At 64.2% G+C, this 18,853-nt stretch carries 17 protein-coding genes; 10 read left to right on the plus strand and 7 right to left on the minus strand.

The genetic code is table 11. The annotated features are described in order from the left end of the window. Window positions 1–7: 7 nt before the first annotated feature. The 3 genes from C84B14_RS02210 to C84B14_RS02220 are packed head-to-tail and all read left to right on the plus strand — an operon-like array spanning window position 8 to window position 2,076. A complete protein-coding gene (locus C84B14_RS02210; protein ID WP_348766399.1) occupies window positions 8–286 on the plus strand; it encodes a type II toxin-antitoxin system RelE/ParE family toxin in 279 nt (92 codons plus the stop codon). Next, a complete protein-coding gene (locus C84B14_RS02215; protein ID WP_293624899.1) occupies window positions 286–579 on the plus strand; it encodes a HigA family addiction module antitoxin in 294 nt (97 codons plus the stop codon). The genes C84B14_RS02210 and C84B14_RS02215 overlap by 1 nt, the downstream gene beginning before the upstream one ends. 42 nt (window positions 580–621) lie before the next feature. Continuing rightward, the gene (locus C84B14_RS02220; RefSeq protein ID WP_502949882.1) at window positions 622–2,076 is read left to right on the plus strand and encodes an ABC transporter permease; all 1,455 of its coding nucleotides are present in this window, start codon (window positions 622–624) and stop codon (window positions 2,074–2,076) included. Window positions 2,077–2,106: 30 nt separating this feature from the next. Here C84B14_RS02220 and C84B14_RS02225 read toward each other — a convergent pair whose 3' ends face one another. Next, window positions 2,107–2,985, minus strand: coding sequence for a sulfite exporter TauE/SafE family protein (locus C84B14_RS02225; protein WP_353221667.1), 879 nt, complete (start codon window positions 2,983–2,985; stop codon window positions 2,107–2,109). A 448-nt stretch (window positions 2,986–3,433) separates the two neighbouring features. Here C84B14_RS02225 and C84B14_RS02230 point away from each other — a divergent pair, with 448 nt between their 5' ends. Continuing rightward, entirely contained in the window at window positions 3,434–5,449 is a 2,016-nt protein-coding gene (locus C84B14_RS02230; protein ID WP_353221668.1) for an ABC transporter ATP-binding protein, read from the plus strand. Between the two features lie 212 nt (window positions 5,450–5,661). Here the strand turns inward: C84B14_RS02230 and C84B14_RS02235 are convergent, their stop codons facing one another. Continuing rightward, a complete protein-coding gene (locus C84B14_RS02235) occupies window positions 5,662–7,911 on the minus strand; it encodes a PhoX family protein (protein WP_353221669.1) in 2,250 nt (749 codons plus the stop codon). Window positions 7,912–8,202: 291 nt separating this feature from the next. Beyond that, on the minus strand, window positions 8,203–8,730 hold the full coding sequence (locus tag C84B14_RS02240; RefSeq protein WP_353221670.1) for an O-acetyl-ADP-ribose deacetylase: 528 nt from the start codon (window positions 8,728–8,730) through the stop codon (window positions 8,203–8,205). 64 nt (window positions 8,731–8,794) lie between these two features. Here C84B14_RS02240 and C84B14_RS02245 point away from each other — a divergent pair, with 64 nt between their 5' ends. The 3 genes from C84B14_RS02245 (at window position 8,795) to C84B14_RS02255 (ending at window position 13,219) form a co-directional block, all read left to right on the plus strand. Next, complete coding sequence (locus C84B14_RS02245; RefSeq protein ID WP_353221671.1) at window positions 8,795–10,120, plus strand: DUF2254 domain-containing protein; 1,326 nt, start codon at window positions 8,795–8,797, stop codon at window positions 10,118–10,120. Window positions 10,121–10,186: 66 nt separating this feature from the next. Beyond that, window positions 10,187–12,397, plus strand: a complete 2,211-nt coding sequence (locus C84B14_RS02250) for a S9 family peptidase (RefSeq protein ID WP_353221672.1) — start codon at window positions 10,187–10,189, stop codon at window positions 12,395–12,397. A 195-nt stretch (window positions 12,398–12,592) separates the two neighbouring features. Continuing rightward, complete coding sequence (locus C84B14_RS02255; protein ID WP_353221673.1) at window positions 12,593–13,219, plus strand: PEGA domain-containing protein; 627 nt, start codon at window positions 12,593–12,595, stop codon at window positions 13,217–13,219. A gap of 137 nt (window positions 13,220–13,356) precedes the next feature. Here C84B14_RS02255 and C84B14_RS02260 read toward each other — a convergent pair whose 3' ends face one another. Together C84B14_RS02260 and C84B14_RS02265 are read right to left on the minus strand one after the other, a co-directional pair. Further along, entirely contained in the window at window positions 13,357–14,154 is a 798-nt protein-coding gene (locus C84B14_RS02260) for a crotonase/enoyl-CoA hydratase family protein (protein WP_353221674.1), read from the minus strand. Window positions 14,155–14,208: 54 nt separating this feature from the next. After that, window positions 14,209–14,700, minus strand: coding sequence for a metallophosphoesterase family protein (locus tag C84B14_RS02265; RefSeq protein ID WP_353221675.1), 492 nt, complete (start codon window positions 14,698–14,700; stop codon window positions 14,209–14,211). Between the two features lie 103 nt (window positions 14,701–14,803). Between C84B14_RS02265 and C84B14_RS02270 the strand changes: the two genes are divergently transcribed. After that, the gene (locus C84B14_RS02270; RefSeq protein ID WP_353221676.1) at window positions 14,804–15,535 is read left to right on the plus strand and encodes a ParA family protein; all 732 of its coding nucleotides are present in this window, start codon (window positions 14,804–14,806) and stop codon (window positions 15,533–15,535) included. Between the two features lie 15 nt (window positions 15,536–15,550). Here the strand turns inward: C84B14_RS02270 and C84B14_RS02275 are convergent, their stop codons facing one another. Continuing rightward, window positions 15,551–16,450, minus strand: coding sequence for a haloalkane dehalogenase (locus C84B14_RS02275; RefSeq protein ID WP_353221677.1), 900 nt, complete (start codon window positions 16,448–16,450; stop codon window positions 15,551–15,553). A gap of 157 nt (window positions 16,451–16,607) precedes the next feature. Here C84B14_RS02275 and C84B14_RS02280 point away from each other — a divergent pair, with 157 nt between their 5' ends. Both C84B14_RS02280 and C84B14_RS02285 read left to right on the plus strand, forming a co-directional pair. Beyond that, the gene (locus C84B14_RS02280) at window positions 16,608–16,994 is read left to right on the plus strand and encodes a DUF3015 family protein (protein ID WP_353221678.1); all 387 of its coding nucleotides are present in this window, start codon (window positions 16,608–16,610) and stop codon (window positions 16,992–16,994) included. A gap of 59 nt (window positions 16,995–17,053) precedes the next feature. Then, window positions 17,054–17,908: a superoxide dismutase family protein gene (locus C84B14_RS02285; protein ID WP_353221679.1), complete on the plus strand. Its 855-nt coding sequence runs from the start codon at window positions 17,054–17,056 to the stop codon at window positions 17,906–17,908. Window positions 17,909–17,982: 74 nt separating this feature from the next. On the opposite strand, the gene C84B14_RS02290 is transcribed toward C84B14_RS02285, so the two are convergent. Beyond that, window positions 17,983–18,735 (minus strand): NYN domain-containing protein, encoded by a 753-nt coding sequence (locus C84B14_RS02290; RefSeq protein ID WP_348766980.1) that lies wholly within the window; start codon window positions 18,733–18,735, stop codon window positions 17,983–17,985. Window positions 18,736–18,853 lie beyond the last annotated feature (118 nt).

Below are 18,853 nucleotides of genomic sequence, written 5' to 3' on the forward strand. Positions count from 1 at the left end.
TGATGACGTGATCAAATCTTTTCGACATAAAGGATTGAAGCGATACTTCGAAACCGGGTCGAAAGCCGGCATACAGCCGGATCATGCCAAGCGCTTACGAATGCAACTCGCCGCGTTGAATACCGCGCAGACGATCGATGATATGGATATCCCTGGTTTCAAGCTGCATTCGCTTACGGGGAAGGGCGCTGATCGATGGTCGGTATGGGTCAGCGGCAACTGGCGCCTCACTTTCGAATTTCGTGACGGTCACGCCCACGTACTGAATTACGAGGATTATCACTGATGACCATGCACAACCCTCCGCACCCCGGCGAATTCATCCGTGATGTCTACATGCAGCCATTCGGCATTACAGGGCGGACGCTGGCGAGCAAGCTCGGCGTATCGCCGTCTACACTCAATCGCGTACTCAGGGGAACGAGCGGGATCAGCTCCGAAATGGCACTGCGGCTATCGAAAGCGCTGGGTCGTTCGCCCGAAAGCTGGATGGCATTACAGGATCAGTACGAGCTTTGGCAGGCGAGGCGTAGGATCGACCTGGATACCGTCGAGAAAATCGAGTTCGATGCGGCCTGATCGCCCGCCCACCGCTATTTTTTACCGGCATAGCTGAAGACCGTGTACGTCCTCCTCTACACCGACGCGCTGATCTACCTGCTGCTGATTGCGATCGCGGTGTTTGTGGTGTGTGCTGCGCGCAGCAAGCCGTTGCGCGTGCCCTGGCTGCGGGTGTTCGCCCGCCCCGTGGGCATGATCACGCTGGTGATACTGCTGGCCTACACGGCGATCGGCGTGCTCGACAGCGTCCACTATCGGCCGACGGTAACCAACGAGGCAGGCGAGACGCGCGTATCCGGCGAGGTCGTCAGCCTGCTCGATACGATCGCCGCGCCGTTGATCGAGCACACCGAATACACCTATTCGGCGCCGTTCGCGCTGCACTCCTACGTGCAACAGGTGGTGACCGCGGCCGATGGCAGCAAGGCCCAGGTCTACCCGCGTCTGGCCCATGCTGGCGCGTCGCTCAACGACAGCGGCCTGACCCGCGGTGAGGATATCGCCCGCCGCGCGGCCCGGGGCGCGGGCTGGGGTCTGGCCGTGTGGCTGGCGCTCTGCGTGCCGTTGATCGGGCTGATCGCCGCCCACGAACGCCGCTCGCCGGCTACGGTGGCGCGCGACATTGCAGCCGATACCACGCCGCTGGCCTGGCGGGCGGCGTTGATCACCATGGCCGTACTGGCCGTGCTCGTGGGCGTGATTACTTCACTGGCGGGCCAATACCACGTGCTGGGCACCGACAAGGTGGGCCAGGATGTGCTCTATCAGGCGATCAAGAGTATTCGGACCGGGCTTGCCATCGGTACGCTCACCACGCTGGTGATGCTGCCCTTCGCCCTGCTTCTGGGCACCCTGGCAGGCTATTTCCGCGGCTGGGTGGATGATGTCATCCAGTATCTGTATACGACGCTGTCATCGATTCCGGGCGTGCTGCTCATCGCCGCCGCGGTGCTGATGATGCAGGTCTATATGGAAAACCATGCCGAGGCCTTCGGCTCGACCACGGCACGGGCCGACCTGCGGCTGCTGTTTCTGTGCCTGATTCTGGGCATCACCAGCTGGACCGGGCTATGTCGACTGCTGCGTGCCGAAGTGCGCAAGCTCTCGGAGCTGGATTATGTGAGCGCAGCACGCGGGCTGGGCACTTCGCCGATGCGTATTCTGGGCCGGCACATGCTGCCCAACGTGATGCATATCGTGCTCATCCAGGTGGTGCTGGATTTCTCTGCGCTCGTGCTCGCCGAAGCGGTGCTGAGCTATATCGGCGTGGGCGTAGACCCGACCATGAACAGCTGGGGCAACATGATCAACGCCGCGCGCATGGAAATGGCGCGCGACCCGATCGTATGGTGGCGCCTCGGCGGCGCCTTCATATTCATGCTGGTGCTGGTACTGGCGGCCAACCTGTTTGCGGACGTGGTGCGCGATGCCTTCGACCCGCGCCTGCGCGGCGACGCTGGCGGGCGTGCCGTCAAGCGCAAGGCACCCGCCGAACCGGCCGGCGGCGCCCGCTAGCCGTTGCAGGCTATAGACGGCTGCCGGCGCTCAGCCGGCGGCCTCGGCCAGAGTCGTGCCCCGGCGATAGCGGCGTACGACATAGGCCACCAGCGCAGCCCACAGCACGAGGCCGCCCAGCAACAGCGAATTCACCACGGCCGTATCGACGCCGAGCGAGGCGAGCACGGTACGGGCGTTGGTGAGAATGATGGCGCCACCCACGATCGCGGCCAGCACCTGGGCGGGCAGATAGCGCACGAGCGCGGCCGCGATCGGCGCGGCAATGAGCCCGCTTACCGCAAAGATCGCCACCCACGACCAGTTGATGCCGTGCAGGCCGAGCACGAGCAGAAAACCGAGCGATCCGGCCAGGGTCACGGCGAACTCACTGGCATCGACCGTGCCCACCACGCGGCGCGGCTCCATGCCGGCATGGGCCATGAGCGTGGGCGTGGCGATCGGCCCCCAGCCGCCGCCGCCCACGCTGTCGAAAAAGCCGGCTACGATCGACAGGGGTACGGTCTTCCAGTGCGACAGCAGCTTCTTTTCGCGCGTTTTGCGCAGGCCCAGCAGCACCGAGGCGGTGACATACACGCCCAGCAACAACAGGAACGCCGATACGAAGGGCTTGATCAGATCGCCCGAGATCGAGCCCAGAAACAGCGCGCCCACGAACGCACCGATCGCGCCCGGTACGACCATGCGCTTGAGCAGCGCGACGTCGACATTGCCAAAACGATAGTGGGCCGTGCCGGAGGCAGCCGTGGTCGCGATCTCGGCAAAATGAATCGAGGCCGAGGCGACCGCCGGGCTGATGCCCAGCGCGATCAGCATCGTAGACGAGGTCAGGCCATAGCCCATGCCGAGCGACCCGTCGACGAGTTGAGCGATGAAGCCAGCCATGCCGAATAGCAGAAGTTTTTGCACCAGGAGCGCCGGAAATAGGACCAGGAGGCGAACTCTATTCCTATTGGGGCAACGCAAAAAAGAATATTAATCGAAATACAAATAATTTATTTGTATATACGAGACGGCGAGACGATAAGCGCCGTCCCCGTTCAGGCGACGTCTGTCGGCTGAGGTTTTGCCTCCGCGTCGGACGACGAGCCTGCGCAAACCCATGAGCGACAACGACGCGATCCTCTCACATTGCGTGACGGCGACAACGCCCGTGATATGGACGGGTTACGCACAGTTGTTGGCCAAGCGCCCCTATCGTGCCCGCAACCCGCTTGCTGAAAGGGTCGCGCGAGGCGCGCCGGCTCAAGCACCAACTGCGGCGCATCATGCGAAGCCATAACTCACGCCGCCCGCCCGGACACGTCGGCACCTGCTGACGGTTTCGTTTTTGTGCGGCCGATGATTTACTCAGCACATGACATCCAATCCCCCGCTGCTCGAAGTCGAGGCGCTGCGCACGCATCTGGATACGCCGGACGGCGTGCTGCGCGCCGTCGATGCCGTGAGCTTTACCATCGCCCCGGGGGAGACGCTGGCCCTGCTGGGCGAATCCGGCTGCGGCAAGTCGATGACGGCGTTGTCGCTCATGGGGCTGACACCGAAAACCAATACCCGCGTGCTTGACGGCGTTGTACGCCTGGGCGGCGAGGATCTGCTGGGCCTGTCCGAGGCCGCCATGCGTGAACGCCGCGGCGCACGTATCGGCATGGTGTTTCAGGAGCCGATGAGCGCGCTCAACCCGGTGTTGACGGTCGGCCAGCAGGTCGGTGAAGCCCTGGCGACGCATGCGGGCTTGCGCGGCAAGGCCCGGCGCGAACGCGGGCTGGCCCTGCTCGAGGAAGTCGGCATGCCCGACCCGGCAGCGCGCTGGGATGCCTATCCGCATGAGCTCTCGGGCGGGCTCAAGCAGCGCGTGGTGATCGCCATCGCACTCGCAGGTGAACCGGACGTGCTCATCGCCGACGAGCCGACGACCGCGCTGGATGTGACCATCCAGGCTCAGATTCTGGCACTGCTGGACCGGCTGCAACGCGAACGCGGCATGGCCCTGCTGTTGATTACCCATGATCTGGCCGTGGTCAACGAAGTCGCCGACCGGGTGGCGGTGATGTATGCCGGGCATATCGTGGAACTTGCCGACCGCGAGACACTGTTCAACGCGCCACGCCATCCCTACACCCGCAAGCTGTTTGCCTCGCTGCCAGGCACCACCCAGCGCGGGCAGCAGCTGGCGGCGATTCCCGGCACCGTGCCACCGCTGACCGCCAAACTGCCCGCCTGTCGGTTCGCCGATCGCTGCGAATATGCCTGGGCGGCCTGCCGCACCAGCGCGCCCACATGGCAGAACGATGCCGGCGCGCGGGTTCGCTGCCATCTCTACGATTCGAACTACCGCGGGGAACCACTCCCGAAAGCCCTTGCAGCCGCCGATTCCCCCGCTGACGAGGCCAAACGCGACGACGCGGCCGAAACCCTGCTCGAAGCCCGCGACGTGTCGGTGCATTTTCCGATCACGAAAGGCGTATTCAAGCGCACCATCGGCCACGTGCGCGCGGTCGACGGCATATCGCTGGACGTAAAACGCGGGCGCACGCTGGCGCTGGTGGGCGAATCCGGCTGTGGCAAGACCACCCTCGGGCGTGCGCTTGCCCGGCTGATCGAACCGACCGCCGGGAGCCTGCGCTTCGGCGGCGACGACCTGGCCGCACTGTCCGGCAGGCGGCTGCGCGCCGCGCGCCGGCATCTGCAGATGATCTTTCAGGATCCGTTTTCGGCCATGAACCCGCGCATGCTGGTCGGCGAGATCATCGCCGAAGGGCTTGTTGCCCAGAAGATCGGCCACAACAGCGCCGAGCGACGCCGTATCGCCACCGAGCTGCTGGCCGATGTCGGCCTGCCGGCGGCGGCGCTGGATCGTTATCCGCATGAGTTTTCCGGCGGGCAGCGCCAGCGCATTTGTATCGCCCGGGCGCTCGCACTCGAACCGGACCTGCTGATCTGCGACGAGCCGACCAGCGCGCTGGATGTCTCGGTACAGGCGCAGGTGCTCAACCTGCTCAAGCGCCTGCAGGCCGAACGCAACCTGGCCTATCTGTTCATCACCCACGACATGGCGGTGGTGTCCTATCTGGCCGATGACATCGCGGTGATGTACCTCGGCGAAGTCGTCGAACGCGGCCCGGCAGCCGAGGTGCTTAACGCACCGAAACACCCCTACACCCAGGCGCTTCTATCGGCGATGCCGCGTATCGATGACCAGCACGGCGGTGAGCGTATCCATCTGGCCGGCGACCTGCCCTCGCCCGCGAACCCGCCGCCCGGCTGTCGCTTCAATCCGCGCTGCCCCCACGTCATGGATCGCTGTAAACAGGACAACCCCGAGGCCCGCGACTTCGGCGCCGGGCATACGGCACGCTGTCACCTCTACTGAGCGCCAGCGCCTTGCCGCCGCTGTCGGCCTCCCGAATCGTCGGTTCGACGGTCAGGACCACAGGGGGTTCGACGCCCAAAGACACAGCGCTGGATCATATTGAATCTGCGCGAGGCGCGGCGCCCCGCCTTTATTCGCAGGGGTTTCACGTGGCACGCGCAAAAAAAGAGCCGCCCGAAGGCGGCTCTTGATCGGGCCGTTCAGACCGCGGATCAGACGCCGATCTGACCGCCGTCGGCCTTCTGGATCACCACCGTCGAGGCACGCGGGCGTACGTTGCCCGTGGGTTCGATCGTGGCATCCGGCGTGTTGCTGCCATTATCATCAATCGGCCAGTTGCTGGGATGCTGGATGTTGATGAACAGCGCCGTCTTGTCGGGCGTAGCGAAAATACCGGTGACCTCGCAGCCATTCGGTCCCACCGCGAAGCGCTTGAGCTGGGCCTGGTTGCCTTCGTGGATGACCGAGGCGTTATTACCTTTGCTCAGCCCCTGTGGGACGACGGCAAGCACCTGGTCGTTGGTCACGCTGGTACCGCCGGTATCGGTTTCGATCCAGAGAATACCCTGGCCGTCGCCGCGATCGTCATACCAGAGGCCGTCGCAGCTGGAGAAGTAGTTCTGGTCGGTGAGACTGGAGCGGTTGTAGTCCTCGGGATCGCTCTCAAGCCCGAGCGCGCCAAACACGAAGATATCCCAGGTAAACGTGGTTTCGCCCGGAGACGGTTCGACCCAGCGAATGACCTGGCCGTCGTTGTTGTTAACGCGGGGATTAGCGGCGTTCACCGGTGCCTCTCCGTAGGAAGCGCCCGGCGCCTCGATCGAATCGCCGTTCGAGAAGGTCGCACGCTGACCTTCGGGCAGGCGATCCGAGTTGTTGGTCAGGGTCATATAGACGTCGCCGGACACCGGATCCACGGTGCCCCATTCCGGGCGGTCCATGGGGGTGGCGCCCATCAAGTCGGCTGCGTCAGCGGTGTGGATGATGATGCCGGCGCGATCGCCCGCCTCAAGACCCAGGGCGCTGGCCAGCGTCTGGCCGGCATAGCGGCTACCGGCCGAGGCCGGAACGATGGTGTCAGGCTCGAGTTCGAGCCATTCGCCCGTGCCATCGGCGTTGAACTTGGCGGCATAAAGCGTGCCTTCGTTCATGTACTTGGCACCAATCGCCAGGCGATTGGTCGTCGCACCCGCCATGTTGGCGTCCGCCGGGTCCCACTTGGCGTCGGAGACGAACTTGTAGATATATTCGTTGCGCGCATCGTGGCCCGAGTAGAACACCACCGGCTCGCCGGCCACGAGCTTGCCCGGCCAGCAGCCTTCGTGGCGAAAACGCCCCAGCGCGGTGCGCTTGACCGGCCGCGAGGTCGCATCGTAGGGATCGATTTCCACGATATAGCCGAAGGTACGCGGCTCATTGCGGTAGTCGGCCGCTGCGGTTTCACCGGAAGGCGTGGCGTTGAAGCGGGCGAATTCGCCGTTGCTTTCCGTCGCATCGCCGGCCGACGTCTCCCAGTCATACCGGGTGCCGCCCTGTTCAATGCCCAGGCGGTTGTCGTCGGCTTCACGACCTTCGTCCTTGCGGAAGATGGCCGGCCAGTTTTCTTCGCAGGTCAGGTAGGTTCCCCAGGGGGTAAAACCGTTGGCACAGTTGTTGTTGGTGCCGCGGGTGGTCCTGCCCGTGTTGTCGTAGGCAGTCACGACGTACTGGCTGCCCGCCACCGGACCCTCCAGATCGCAGGGGGTGGCACTGGTGATACGACGGTTGTACTGCGAGCTGCGTACCACGTCCCAGACGCTGTTTTCGTCGCGGCGCAGTTCGACGACGGTCACGCCGTGGGCATTGATTTCGGTGCGTGATTCGTCCGCCGGGCGCGGGTTGGCCGAGGGGCCACCCTGTGCTGCCCAGAGCGCGCCCTGGTCGATGTACTCGTTGTTGAGCGCCATGATGAAGTTCGACGACGCCGTGTCGTCGGAAATCGGGAAGTGATACATGCCGTCGTGGTGCATGCCCACGCTGTTGGCCTGAATCTCCGGCGTGAAAGCCAGATCCTGACGCCAGTTTGTGCCCTGATTATTGATCGGCGTGCCCCAGGGCATGACCACCTGGGCGGTATAGCCGCTGGTTGACGTGGCGGCGGCTGTACCCGCGGTCAGCGCCGCGCCTGCATTTTCCTGCGAGGCATTCGCGCTCGGCACGACCACGGCGTCCTGCTTGGAGCCGGCGACCGCTTCGAAGGCCAGCATCATGGCTGCGGCGCGATCGTCTTCGCTGACCGACGGGTTGTCGTTGTCGTCGTCGCTGCAGGCGGTCAGGCCGAAGCCGGCGAGCATGCTCAATGCCGCGACGTTCAGCCCGCCGCGCATGATGCTGCGACGGGAGACGCGTCGTTCCAGCACGGAGGAGAACGGTTCGTTCTCACTTTCGTTCAATAGCCGATGGTCTTCGATTTCTTCGCTCATGGTCCGCCCTCGGTGGTGGTGGTAAATCTTGTTTTGGCATGCGCAGACAGCTGCGCCGGCACAATCGACGTTGGCAGGGTTGCCGCGTTGAAACGCCTGGGGCGGGCACAGGACTGCGCCGTCGCAACACCGTGTTGCGGCCAAAACAGTCCTTCGCGGAAACCTATGCCGAACGGCAACAGGCCATTTGCCACCGCACGCTAGGGGCTGGCTGTGACATCCGGATGAACGAACCGGGGCGTTTTCATGACGGTTTCGTGACCGCCACCAGGAACCCCTTGTCCAACGGGCTCAACGCCGTTCCAGCGCCTGCGCGAACGCGGCCAGCGCATCGTCGGAAAAGAGCACGAAACGCACCCGCTTGAGGCTTTGCGCGCGCGCTGCGCAGTCGACCACGGTGCTCACGGCGATATCCGCGGCTTCGTCGAGTGGATAGCCGTAGATGCCGGCCGAGATGGCGGGAAATGCGATCGACTCGGCGTTTTCCTGCTCGGCGAGCTGCATGGCCGTGCGATAACAGCTGGCCAGCTGGGCGGCCACCGGCTGGCTCTTGCTATAGACCGGGCCGGCGCAATGCACGACGTGGTCGTTGGGCAAGTCGAAGGCCGGAGTGATCACCGCCTCGCCGGCTTCGATGGGCGCCAGGGCACGACTTGCCTCGACCAGTTTCGGCCCGGCCGCGCGGTGTATAGCCCCGTCGACGCCGCCGCCACCCTTGAGCTGCTTGTTGGCCGCGTTGACGATGACGCCGATATCGGGCTGTCGGGTGATATCACCCTTGCTGCATTCGATCGTCAGGCCGTGGATCTTTCGCTGCATGATCGTTCCTGGATTCCGGTATGGTTCGTCCATCATCCCGAGCCCGGCGCTTCGAGCCAAGCCAATGGCGCAACTGATTAAATACTGGAACACCCTCAAGGGCAGCTACTGGTTCATCCCCACGGTCATGTCGATCGCCGCGGCGATCCTGTCGTTCGTGCTGACCGCGATCGACTCGCGTATCGGCGATGCGTGGGTCGCCCAGATCCCGTGGATCTACAGCATCCAGGCCGACGGCGCGCGCGGGCTGCTCACCACCGTGGCCGGCTCGATGATCGGGGTGGCCGGCGTGACCTTCTCGATCACGATCGCGGCGCTGTCGTATACGACTTCCACGCTCGGCCCGCGGCTGCTGACCAACTTCATGAACGACCGCGGCAACCAGATCACGCTGGGCACGTTCGTATCCACCTTCGTCTACTGCCTGTTGCTGCTGCGCGTGGTCCAGGCGGGCCATGAAAGCAACGCTGCGTTCGTGCCGCATCTGTCGCTGGCCTTCTCGGTTGGCATGGCCGTGGCCAGCCTCGCCGTGCTGATCTATTTCATCCACCACATCACCGAGTCGTTGCATGTCTCCAACGTGGTAGCCAACGTTGCCCGTGATCTCGATGCGGCCATCGACGGCTACGAGGCCCGCGTGGAGGCCGACCGCGAGAAGCCCGCGGCGAACCTGCCCGCCGACTTCGACGAACAGGCCGTTGCGGTACGCGCCAACGGCGATGGCTATATCCAGAATCTCGTGTTCGGCTCGCTGGTGAGCACCGCAGCGAGCCACGATCTGGTGCTGCGCATCGAGCGCGCTCCGGGCGATTTCGTGACCGCCGGCCAGACGCTGCTGTGGACGTGGCCAGCCCCTCGCGTGGATGACGATATCGCGCAAACGCTGGTCAACGCCTATGCCTGGGGGCGCCAGCGTACCGAATCCCAGGACGTATTCTTTCTGGTCAACGAACTGGTGGAAATCGCCGCCCGCGCGCTCTCGCCCGGCATCAACGACCCCTATACCGCCATGGGCTGCCTCGACTGGCTCAGCGGGGCACTGCATCGCGTGGCCCGCCACGATATCTGTAGTCGGCACGGCTTCGACAGCGACGACAAACTGCGCGTGTGGGCCCGTGGCTTCGATTTCGAAGCTCTGGCGAGCGCCATCTTCGATCAGCTGCGCGCCTATTTCGCCAGCGACCGCAACGCCGCCGTGCACATGCTGATGCGCATCGGCGATGCCGGCGAGTTCCTGAGGGGCTCCGATCAGCGCCGACTCATGCAGAACCAGGCGGACGCCCTGCACGAGGCGGCGGTGGCCGCCATGACCAGCGAACTCGATCGCCGGGCGGTCGAACAGGCCTACCGCCGGGCCGTGCGCCTGATCGATAAACGCGACTTCGGCTGAACCCGGCTTGATTACGCGCCGTTCGAGCCCGATGTTATCGGGTTGGCCTTTTCCGAACGAAGCCGCATGACCGACGCACGCACCGATCGCCCCCAACCCAGCCAGCCCCCGATCGCCCGACGGGCCCCGGTTAGCGAGCAACGCCACGGCGTCATGCTGGTAGACGACTATGCCTGGCTGCGCGACGAGAACTGGCGCGAGGCCATGCATGACCCGTCGTTGCTGCATGCCGATATTGCCGCCTATCTGCAGGCAGAAAACGACCATACCGACGCGCATATGGCGCCGCTGTCGGCGTTTCGCCAGCGTCTGGTGGCAGAGCTGCGCGCCCGTATTGCCGAACGCGATACCAGCGTGCCCACCCCGGACGGCGACTGGTACTACTACGTGCGCTTTCGCGAGGCCGGCCAGCATCCGATTTTCTGTCGGGCGCCGCGAGCCGGCAACGACGATCGGCCCGCCGATGCGCCCATGCCCGAAGACGGCCTGAACAACGAACAGATTCTGCTCGATGGCGACGCCGAAGCGCGGGGCCGGGCCTACTTCAGCCTCGGCGCGGTCAACCACAGCCGCGACCATCGCCTGCTGGCCTTTGCCCTGGACGAACGCGGCTCCGAAGCGTTTACGCTGCACGTACGCGATATCGAAACCCAGCGTGAAGTTCAGCCGCCGATTCCCAACACCACCGGCAACCTGATGTGGTCCGCCGACAGCGCCACGCTGTTCTTCACCACGCTCGACGACAACCACCGTCCCTGCAAGGTCTGGCGGCTGGCGCTCGGCGATGCGCCGGAAAGCGCGGAGCTGGTCTATGCCGAGGCGGACCCGGGCTTTTTCGTATCGGTGGATACCACCCAGAGCGATCGCTTCATCCTGATCCACGCCCACGATCATGCCACCAGCGAAACGCGGGTCATCGACTCGGCCACGCCTTGGGCCGCACCGCGCCTGATCGCCGAACGGGTCGAGGGCCAGGAATACAGCGTCGAGGACGACGGCGAATACTTCGTGCTGATGACCAACGCCGACGGCGCCGAAGACTTCAAGATCGTGCGCACGCCCATCGCCACCCCGGCACGCGAGCACTGGCAAACGATTGTCGAACACGTGCCGGGCCGGCTGCTGCTCGATCATGTCGAATTCGCCGGGTTTCGCGTACGCATGGAACGCGCCGACGCCCTGCCGCGCATCGTCATCACCGACAAGGCCAGTGGCGCAGACCATGCCATTCGTTTCGATGCCGAGGCCTACAGCCTGGGCATCGCACCCGGCTACGAACACGACACGTCCACCCTGCGCTTCATCTACAGCGCGCCGAATACGCCCGACGAAACCTACGATTACGACATGGCCACGCACGAGCGTCGGTTACGCAAGCGGCGCGCGGTGCCCAGCGGGTTCAACCCGCAGGACTATATCGTGCGGCGACTGCACGCCACCGCGGCCGACGGGGCCGAAGTGCCGGTCACCCTCATTCATCACGTGGATACGCCGATCGACGGCACGGCCCCCTGTCTGCTGCACGGCTACGGGGCCTACGGCATATCCGAAGCGGCGGCTTTTTCTTCCAGCCGTTTTTCCCTGATCGATCGCGGCTTCGTGCACGCCACGGCCCATGTCCGCGGCGGCAAGGAATGTGGCTACCGCTGGTATGCCAACGGCAAGCTGGCGCATAAACCCAACACCTTCAGCGACTTCATCGCCGTGGCCGAACATCTGGCGGCCACCGGCTACAGCGCAGCCGGGCGGATCGTGCCCCACGGCGGCAGCGCCGGCGGCATGCTGGTGGGCGCGGTGCTTAACCAGCGGCCCGAGCTCTGGGGCGCGGCCATCGCCGACGTGCCCTTTGTGGACGTGCTCAATACCATGATGGACGACAGCCTGCCGCTCACGCCGCCGGAATGGCCGGAATGGGGCAATCCGCGTGATGACGTGGCCGCCTTCGAGACCATTCGCAGCTACTGCCCCTATCAGAACGTCGAGGCGCAGGCCTATCCCCCGATTCTGGCGATTGCCGGCGTATCCGACCCGCGGGTGACCTACTGGGAACCGGCCAAATGGGTCGCCAAGCTGCGTGCCTACAAGACCGACACCAACGCGCTGCTGCTCAAGACCCATATGGCCGCCGGCCACGGCGGCCTGCCGGGACGTTTCACCGCGCTCGAAGAGACGGCGATGATCTATGCGTTCGTTCTCGATGCCTTCAACAAGGGCGAATACTCGGGCACGAACGAAGCCGACGCCAGCGACCCGGTGCGCGCCAACGAGGTCTACTGACCGCCTTCCGCACATTCTTAATCCGATCCATCCTCCGCGGCAATTTGCTGCGAGAGAGCCGCTGTCGACGAGGATTTGGTCGAAGAGCGCGAGATCCCGTTAAAAATCCCGATCCACCCCGCTTGCTGAGCGTGTTTGCCGCGCGTTATGCGCTAATATTTCCACGCCATAACAACAAACCATTTGGGGGACTTCATGGCGTTTGGAATGATTAAGGGGGCTTCGACTGCGGCTACTTTACTGTTGGCAGCCAGCTTGTCGAGCGGCTGCGCAACGATTGCCAGCGGTACAGACCAAAACGTATCTTTCGACTCCGAACCGGAGGGGGCGACGGTGCGCGTGGCCGGGAAAGTCATCGGCCAGACTCCGGTTAGCGCGCGCTTGGATAAGAAAGACGATCAAACGGTATCTTTCGAAATGGACGGTTATCGCACCGTTTCCCAGTCGATGACCACAAAAACGGATCCGTGGTTTTTCGGCAACATACTCATCGGCGGCCTGTTCGGTTCGACGACCGATTTTGCATCGGGCGCCGTCTACGAATACAGCCCCGATCAATACTTCGTGACGCTGCCGCCGAACGACAATGCCGGCGTGCTGGATAGAAAGCAGTCGATCGAGCGTTTCGTGGTGGTCAGCTACGGGGCGCTGCGCTCGGCCGCGGCCACTTCCCAACCGGCCGATGACGAATCGTTTTCGAGCCTGCTCGCGGCGCTGGATATCGATAGCAACGACACACCCCGCGTCAATCAGCTTGCCGGCACGCTGCTGGACCACTCGAACCCCGTGGCCGGCGCAAACGCGGTGACAGCACGGTTCTAGACGACCCGCAGCCACGCTCACGTCGGCCCGCTCCAAGCGGCGGGCCGACGCCCGTTTTCAAGCACCAGAGGCCGGGGGGTCGCGAGATACACGCATCCACGCGTTGAATGCAGCTCGCACCGGCTATCGACATGCTGTCAGGACGCGTCATCACCCCCATCAAAACGGCCGTGACGGCCGGCACCGTCAACAAAGCGTGAGGCGCCGGCCAGTGCTTCGGCGAAGACGATCGGATAGCCGCCGGCGCCTTCGTTACGCAGGGCGTCGTCCAGCGTGAGATCCCACTGCGCATACAGCGAGCGCCGATCGGCGCGCAGACACTGCTGCGGGAAGCGGGCGATTTCATGGGCCAGTTCCAGCGCCGCAGCCAGCGACTCTCCGTTGCCGACACGGCGACTGGCCAGGCCGATCTGCATGGCCTCCTCGGCGGCGACCGCACGGCCGGTCAGCATCATGTCCAGCGCACGCGCCTGGCCGATCAGACGCGGCAGCCGTACGGTGCCGCCATCGATCAACGGCACGCCCCAGCGGCGGCAGAACACGCCGAATACGGTCGCATCCTCGATCACGCGGATATCGCACCACAGGGCAAGCTCCAGGCCCCCGGCCACGGCATAACCCGGCACCGCTGCAATCACCGGCTTATCCAGCCACATCCGGGTCGGACCCATCGGCCCCGGGCCGGCGCCGTGCGCATCGACCACATTGCGCCGATCGGCATCGCCCATGGCTTCGAGGTCGGCACCGGCACAGAAATGGCCGCCCGCGCCGGTCAGTACAGCAACGGCCCGGTCCTCGTCGGCTTCGAACGCGGCAAACGCATCGTGCAGGGCCGCGGCCACCTCTCCATCGACCGCATTGCGACGCTCAGGGCGATTGATCGTAATGACGCAAACCTGATCGTCGTCGTCCAGGGTCACACAGCGAGAAGACATATTCGCCTCCGTTGGGGGCATGGCCGGGCGCTTGCTTCGTCTACGACCGGGCAATCATCGTGAGCGCCGTCGCGTCGGTGGCTCGAACGACTGTGTTCGCACCTGCCAGCGATCCGAGTCGGCGATCAGCTCGATCCAGCCGGGCCCACCATAGGCCCGCGAGCGCCCGGCCGCGCCGGGGTTGAGCACCCAGGGCGTCTGGTCGGTGTCCTCCAGGCGCCGGTGGCTGTGCCCGCACACGATGGCACGGGCCTCGGGAAAACGATCCCGCAGCTTACGATGGCGGGTTTTGGCTGGCCACTGGTGGCCATGAACCACGACAAGCGAACCGCCCGGCAAATCGAGTACTTGGCTTTCCGGCCACGGCGCATCGACGGGGTCGTTATTGCCCGTCACGATCACGATCCGTGCCGCCAGCGGCGCCATGGCCGCTTCGATACCGTCGCCGACGTCGCCGGCATGCACCAGCACGTCGGCACCGCGAACGGCATCGGCCACGCGGGGATCGAGATGGCCGTGGGTATCGGCGATCAGGGCTATACGCATTGGGCGAGCTTAACCGGTCGTGCTCGTCGGTCAATGCGTTCACTTGCCGATTTCAGCGGCGCACGATAGATGCGCGTCTCGTTTTCTGATTAAACTCCGGCGCATGAAAACAATCGCGCTCTACAGCCTTAAAGGCGGTGTCGGCAAGACTGCCGCCGCCGTGAATCTTGCCTACGAAGCGGCCCAGTCGGGCAAGCATGTGCTGCTCTGGGATCTGGACCCGCAGGGGGCGGCAAGCTGGTATTACGGCATCGACGAATCGCCCGAGATTTCGGCCAAGCAGGTGGTTTCCGGCAAGGAACCACTCGGGCGCTATATCAAGCCCACCGCCTACGAACGACTTTCGATCCTGCCCGGCGATCGCGGCTACCGGGACTGGGATGCCCAGATTCATGCCGCCAAGCAGCCGCGCAAGGTGCTCGAAAGCCTGATCGACCCCTTCTCGGAAAGCTATTCGCTGCTCGTGCTCGACTGCCCGCCGGGCATCGGCGCGCTGGCCACCTCGGTGCTGCGCGCCGCCGATCGGGTTCTGGTGCCGGTGGTACCTACGCCGCTGTCGCTGCGCGCGCTCGACGAGGTACTCGAACACGTCGAAGACAAAAAGGTCGGCAAGACGCGGGTGATTCCGTTTTTCTCGATGGCCGATCGGCGCCGCAAGATGCATCGCGAGATGATCGAATCGCCGCCGGCGACGATGAAAAAAGCGCCCAAGACGTTCATCGACTACAGCACGCACGTCGAACAGATGGGCGCGCATCGGGCACCGATCAGCGTCTATGCGCCGCGCAGCAGGGCGGCGGAACAGTATCGTGCGCTGTACGAAGAGATCAGCTGAACATACCGACTAGGCTCAACCCGGTGGGCCCATTTGGGCGAGCATGAATTCGACGATCGCTTCGCCCTGATCTTCCTGTAGAAAATGCCGGGCACCCTGAATCGAGGTGTGCGCGGCATCGGCCGCGCCCGCAACGCGCCGGCGCAGTGCGCGATCCGCACCCCGGGTAATCGGATCGCCGTCGGCGAAGCAGGTATGAAACGGGCGTGAAAAACGCGCCAGCGATTGCCAGGCCACCCGGTTGTCTGGCGTGGCGGGATCGTCTGGCGTGATCGGTACGAGCTGTGGAAAGGCACGAATGCCGGCGGTATAGCGTTTGTCCGGAAACGGGGCGTTGTATGCGGCACGCTCGGCGCGAGACAGCCAGCGCCGGCTGCCTGCCTGCAGGATTGCGCCTACCGGGAACACCGGGCTGTAGCGGGCAAAGGCACGCCAGGCCGAGAACAGCATCGGCATGGTTTCGTCGCCGGTGGGCAGAAAACCGTTGCCCACGAAAACCCGTGCGAAGGTATCGGCATGCTCGGCGACCAGTCTGAGGCCGATCAGCGATCCCCAGTCCTGGCAAAACAGGGTCACGTCGGCAAGCCCCAGCTGCTCGAACCAGGCCCAGGTCCACGCCACGTGGCGAGCGTAGCTGTAGTCGGCCACGGCAGCCGGCTTGTCGGAACGGCCGCAGCCGATCAGATCCGGGGCCAGCACGCGATAACCCGCAGCCGCCAGCGGCGCCATCATGTGACGATACAGATACGACCAGCTCGGTTCGCCGTGCAACAGCACGACCGGCGGGGCCGCGGCCGGGCCGGCTTCGACGTACGCCATGCGCAGGCCGTCTACCTCGACATAGCGGGGCCGGTAGTCAAATCCGGACAGGCCTGCAAAGCAGGCATCGGGCGTGCGACAAACCGAGCGTGTCATGCGGGCTCCGTAAACATGGCGCGGGCGAAGCGCCGGTCTGGCGGTAATCCCCTATTGTGCTGGCTTCGCCCAGACGATAGCGTGACCGCATAACGATAACGGTAAGGGGCTATCCTTGTTTGTCAGATTCAACCGCACACCGACCGGTGGCAAGTCTTTGCTGCCTGCCGCATGCGTGGCCATCACCGCACTGATGCTGGGTGGCTGTTCGGCCGCGATCAGCACGACCGACGTCGCCGCCGATGCCACGCGATCGGTCGCCAAGGGCGTGCTGGCCAGTAGCCGCGGCACGACCGACGCCTCGGTTACCGAGCCGAACACGCCGCGCTACCAACAGACCGTGGCCTTCGTCGATTCCCAGCGCGATCCGCTACGTCGCGAGGCTGCCACCGGTCAGGGCGAAAACATCGATTCGCTGGCCCGTCTGATGGACACCCGCAGCACCGAGCTGGGCCGCTGGATGCAGGCTAATTACGACAATCTGTTTACCGATGCCCACGATGCCGAAGCGATCGTCGCACGGCTGCACGCACGCCACGGCTGAAGGTGTTTTTCATGAACGCCACTCGCTCACTCCCGACACTCCCACGCAAAGGACGGTCCATGATGAAATCCGTAGTCTCCGTTTCTGCCGCCATGCTGCTGGCCATGAGCCTGACCGCATGTGGCAACAATGACGATCAGAACGACGACGCCGCTGCCGTCGATAGCGCGAACACCAGCGCCGACGCCCAGACCAATACGGCCAGCCAGAACAGCAACGATACGGCCACCGAAACCGCGCCCCAGACGGGCAACGAATCGAAGATGGGCGACGACACGATGCTGGACGGCCATCGCAACAGCCCCGCCGAGGGCAGCACTGCCGGGTCGGCCAGCGAAGACATGCCGCAGGCAGCAGTTGCCGTACTGCACGGCACCGACGGCAACGATGGCGTATCGGCGACGATCCGGTTCACCCCGCAGGACGGCGGCCTGGCCTATACCACCGAAGCCGAAGGGCTCGAGCCCGGCAAGCATGGCTACCATATTCACTTGTACGGCGATTGCTCGTCGGGCGATGGCAAATCCGCAGGCACGCACTACAACCTGCAGGGCAGCTCGAAGAACCCGCCGGCCGATATCGACCGTATCACCGGCGACCTGGGTGATCTCGACGTCGGCGAAGACGGTACCGCCTCCGACGAAGGCATGCTCGACGGCGCCTCGTTGACCGGCGCCAAGGCGCTGATCGGCCGCGGCGTGATCATCCACGAAAAACCCAATGATCCGAGCCAGCCGCCGATCGGCGCAGCCGGTTCGCGTCAGGCCTGTGGCGTAATCGGTATTGCCGAGCCCGACAGCGAGGGCATGAACACGAACGCCGACAGCAGCGATGCCGGCATGTCGGATGCCGAGAGCGCCACCGGCTCGAGCATGAACGACAGCGAGGCCAATCGCAGCGAATCGTCCATGTAACGCGGTACTCGGGCCAACCGGCCTGAACCGAAACCCGGCGTCGTACGCGGCGCCGGGTTTTTATTGGTCGCGAATCAGCTCACCGCGACCTTGTAATTGCCGCGCTCGGCGTCGTATTCGAGCTTGATCTGGCCGTTCTTTTCCGCGGACTGGAGCAGATCGGTAAAGCTTTTGAAGCCGTAGTAGCTTTCGTTGAAGCCCGGGTAGACGCGCTTGATGGTCTGTTTGACCAGCGATCCCCAGACCGGATCGTAGTCCGACTCCAGCGACGACACGATTTCCAGCAGCTGTTCACGCGCCTGCGCGCCCTTGTCCTGCTTTTGGTCCGATTCCGCCTTGCGCTTGCGCGCACGGCCGGACTTGCGCACCAGATCGTCGTAGTAAATGAATTCGTCGCAGTTGGCGACCAGCAGTTCCGACGTCGAGGACTTCACCCCGCAGCCGATCACGCGCTTGTTGTTTTCCTTGAGCTTGGATACCAGCGGCGAGAAGTCGGAATCGCCCGACACCAGCACGAACGTGTCGATATGGTCCTTGGAATAGCACAGATCCAGCGCGTCCACGACCATGCGGATATCGGCGCTGTTCTTGCCCGAAATACGCGTCTGCGGGATATCGATCATCTCGATGCCCATGGAATGGAACGATTTCATCTGGCCGCGATACTGGCCCCAGTCGCAGTAGGCACGCTTGAACACCAGCCGGCCCTTTTCGAGTACGCGCTTGTGGATCAGGCCCATGTCGAACTCGCCGCCCGGCAGGTCCTTCACCCCGAGGGCGAGATTCTCGAAATCGATGAAAACGGCGATGAGTGCTTCCCCGGACATGGGCTTCCTGGCTGGAGCGCGTCACGCTGGCCGCGCTCGAAATGTAGGCGCAGTCTAGCGGGGCATAGAGGGGCTTGTCTTGTACGCCGATTCATCCACGGTTCGGTTGTTTCGGGCA

It is taken from the genome of Salinisphaera sp. C84B14 (genome assembly GCF_040361435.1).
Classification (GTDB): Bacteria; Pseudomonadota; Gammaproteobacteria; order Nevskiales; family Salinisphaeraceae; genus Salinisphaera.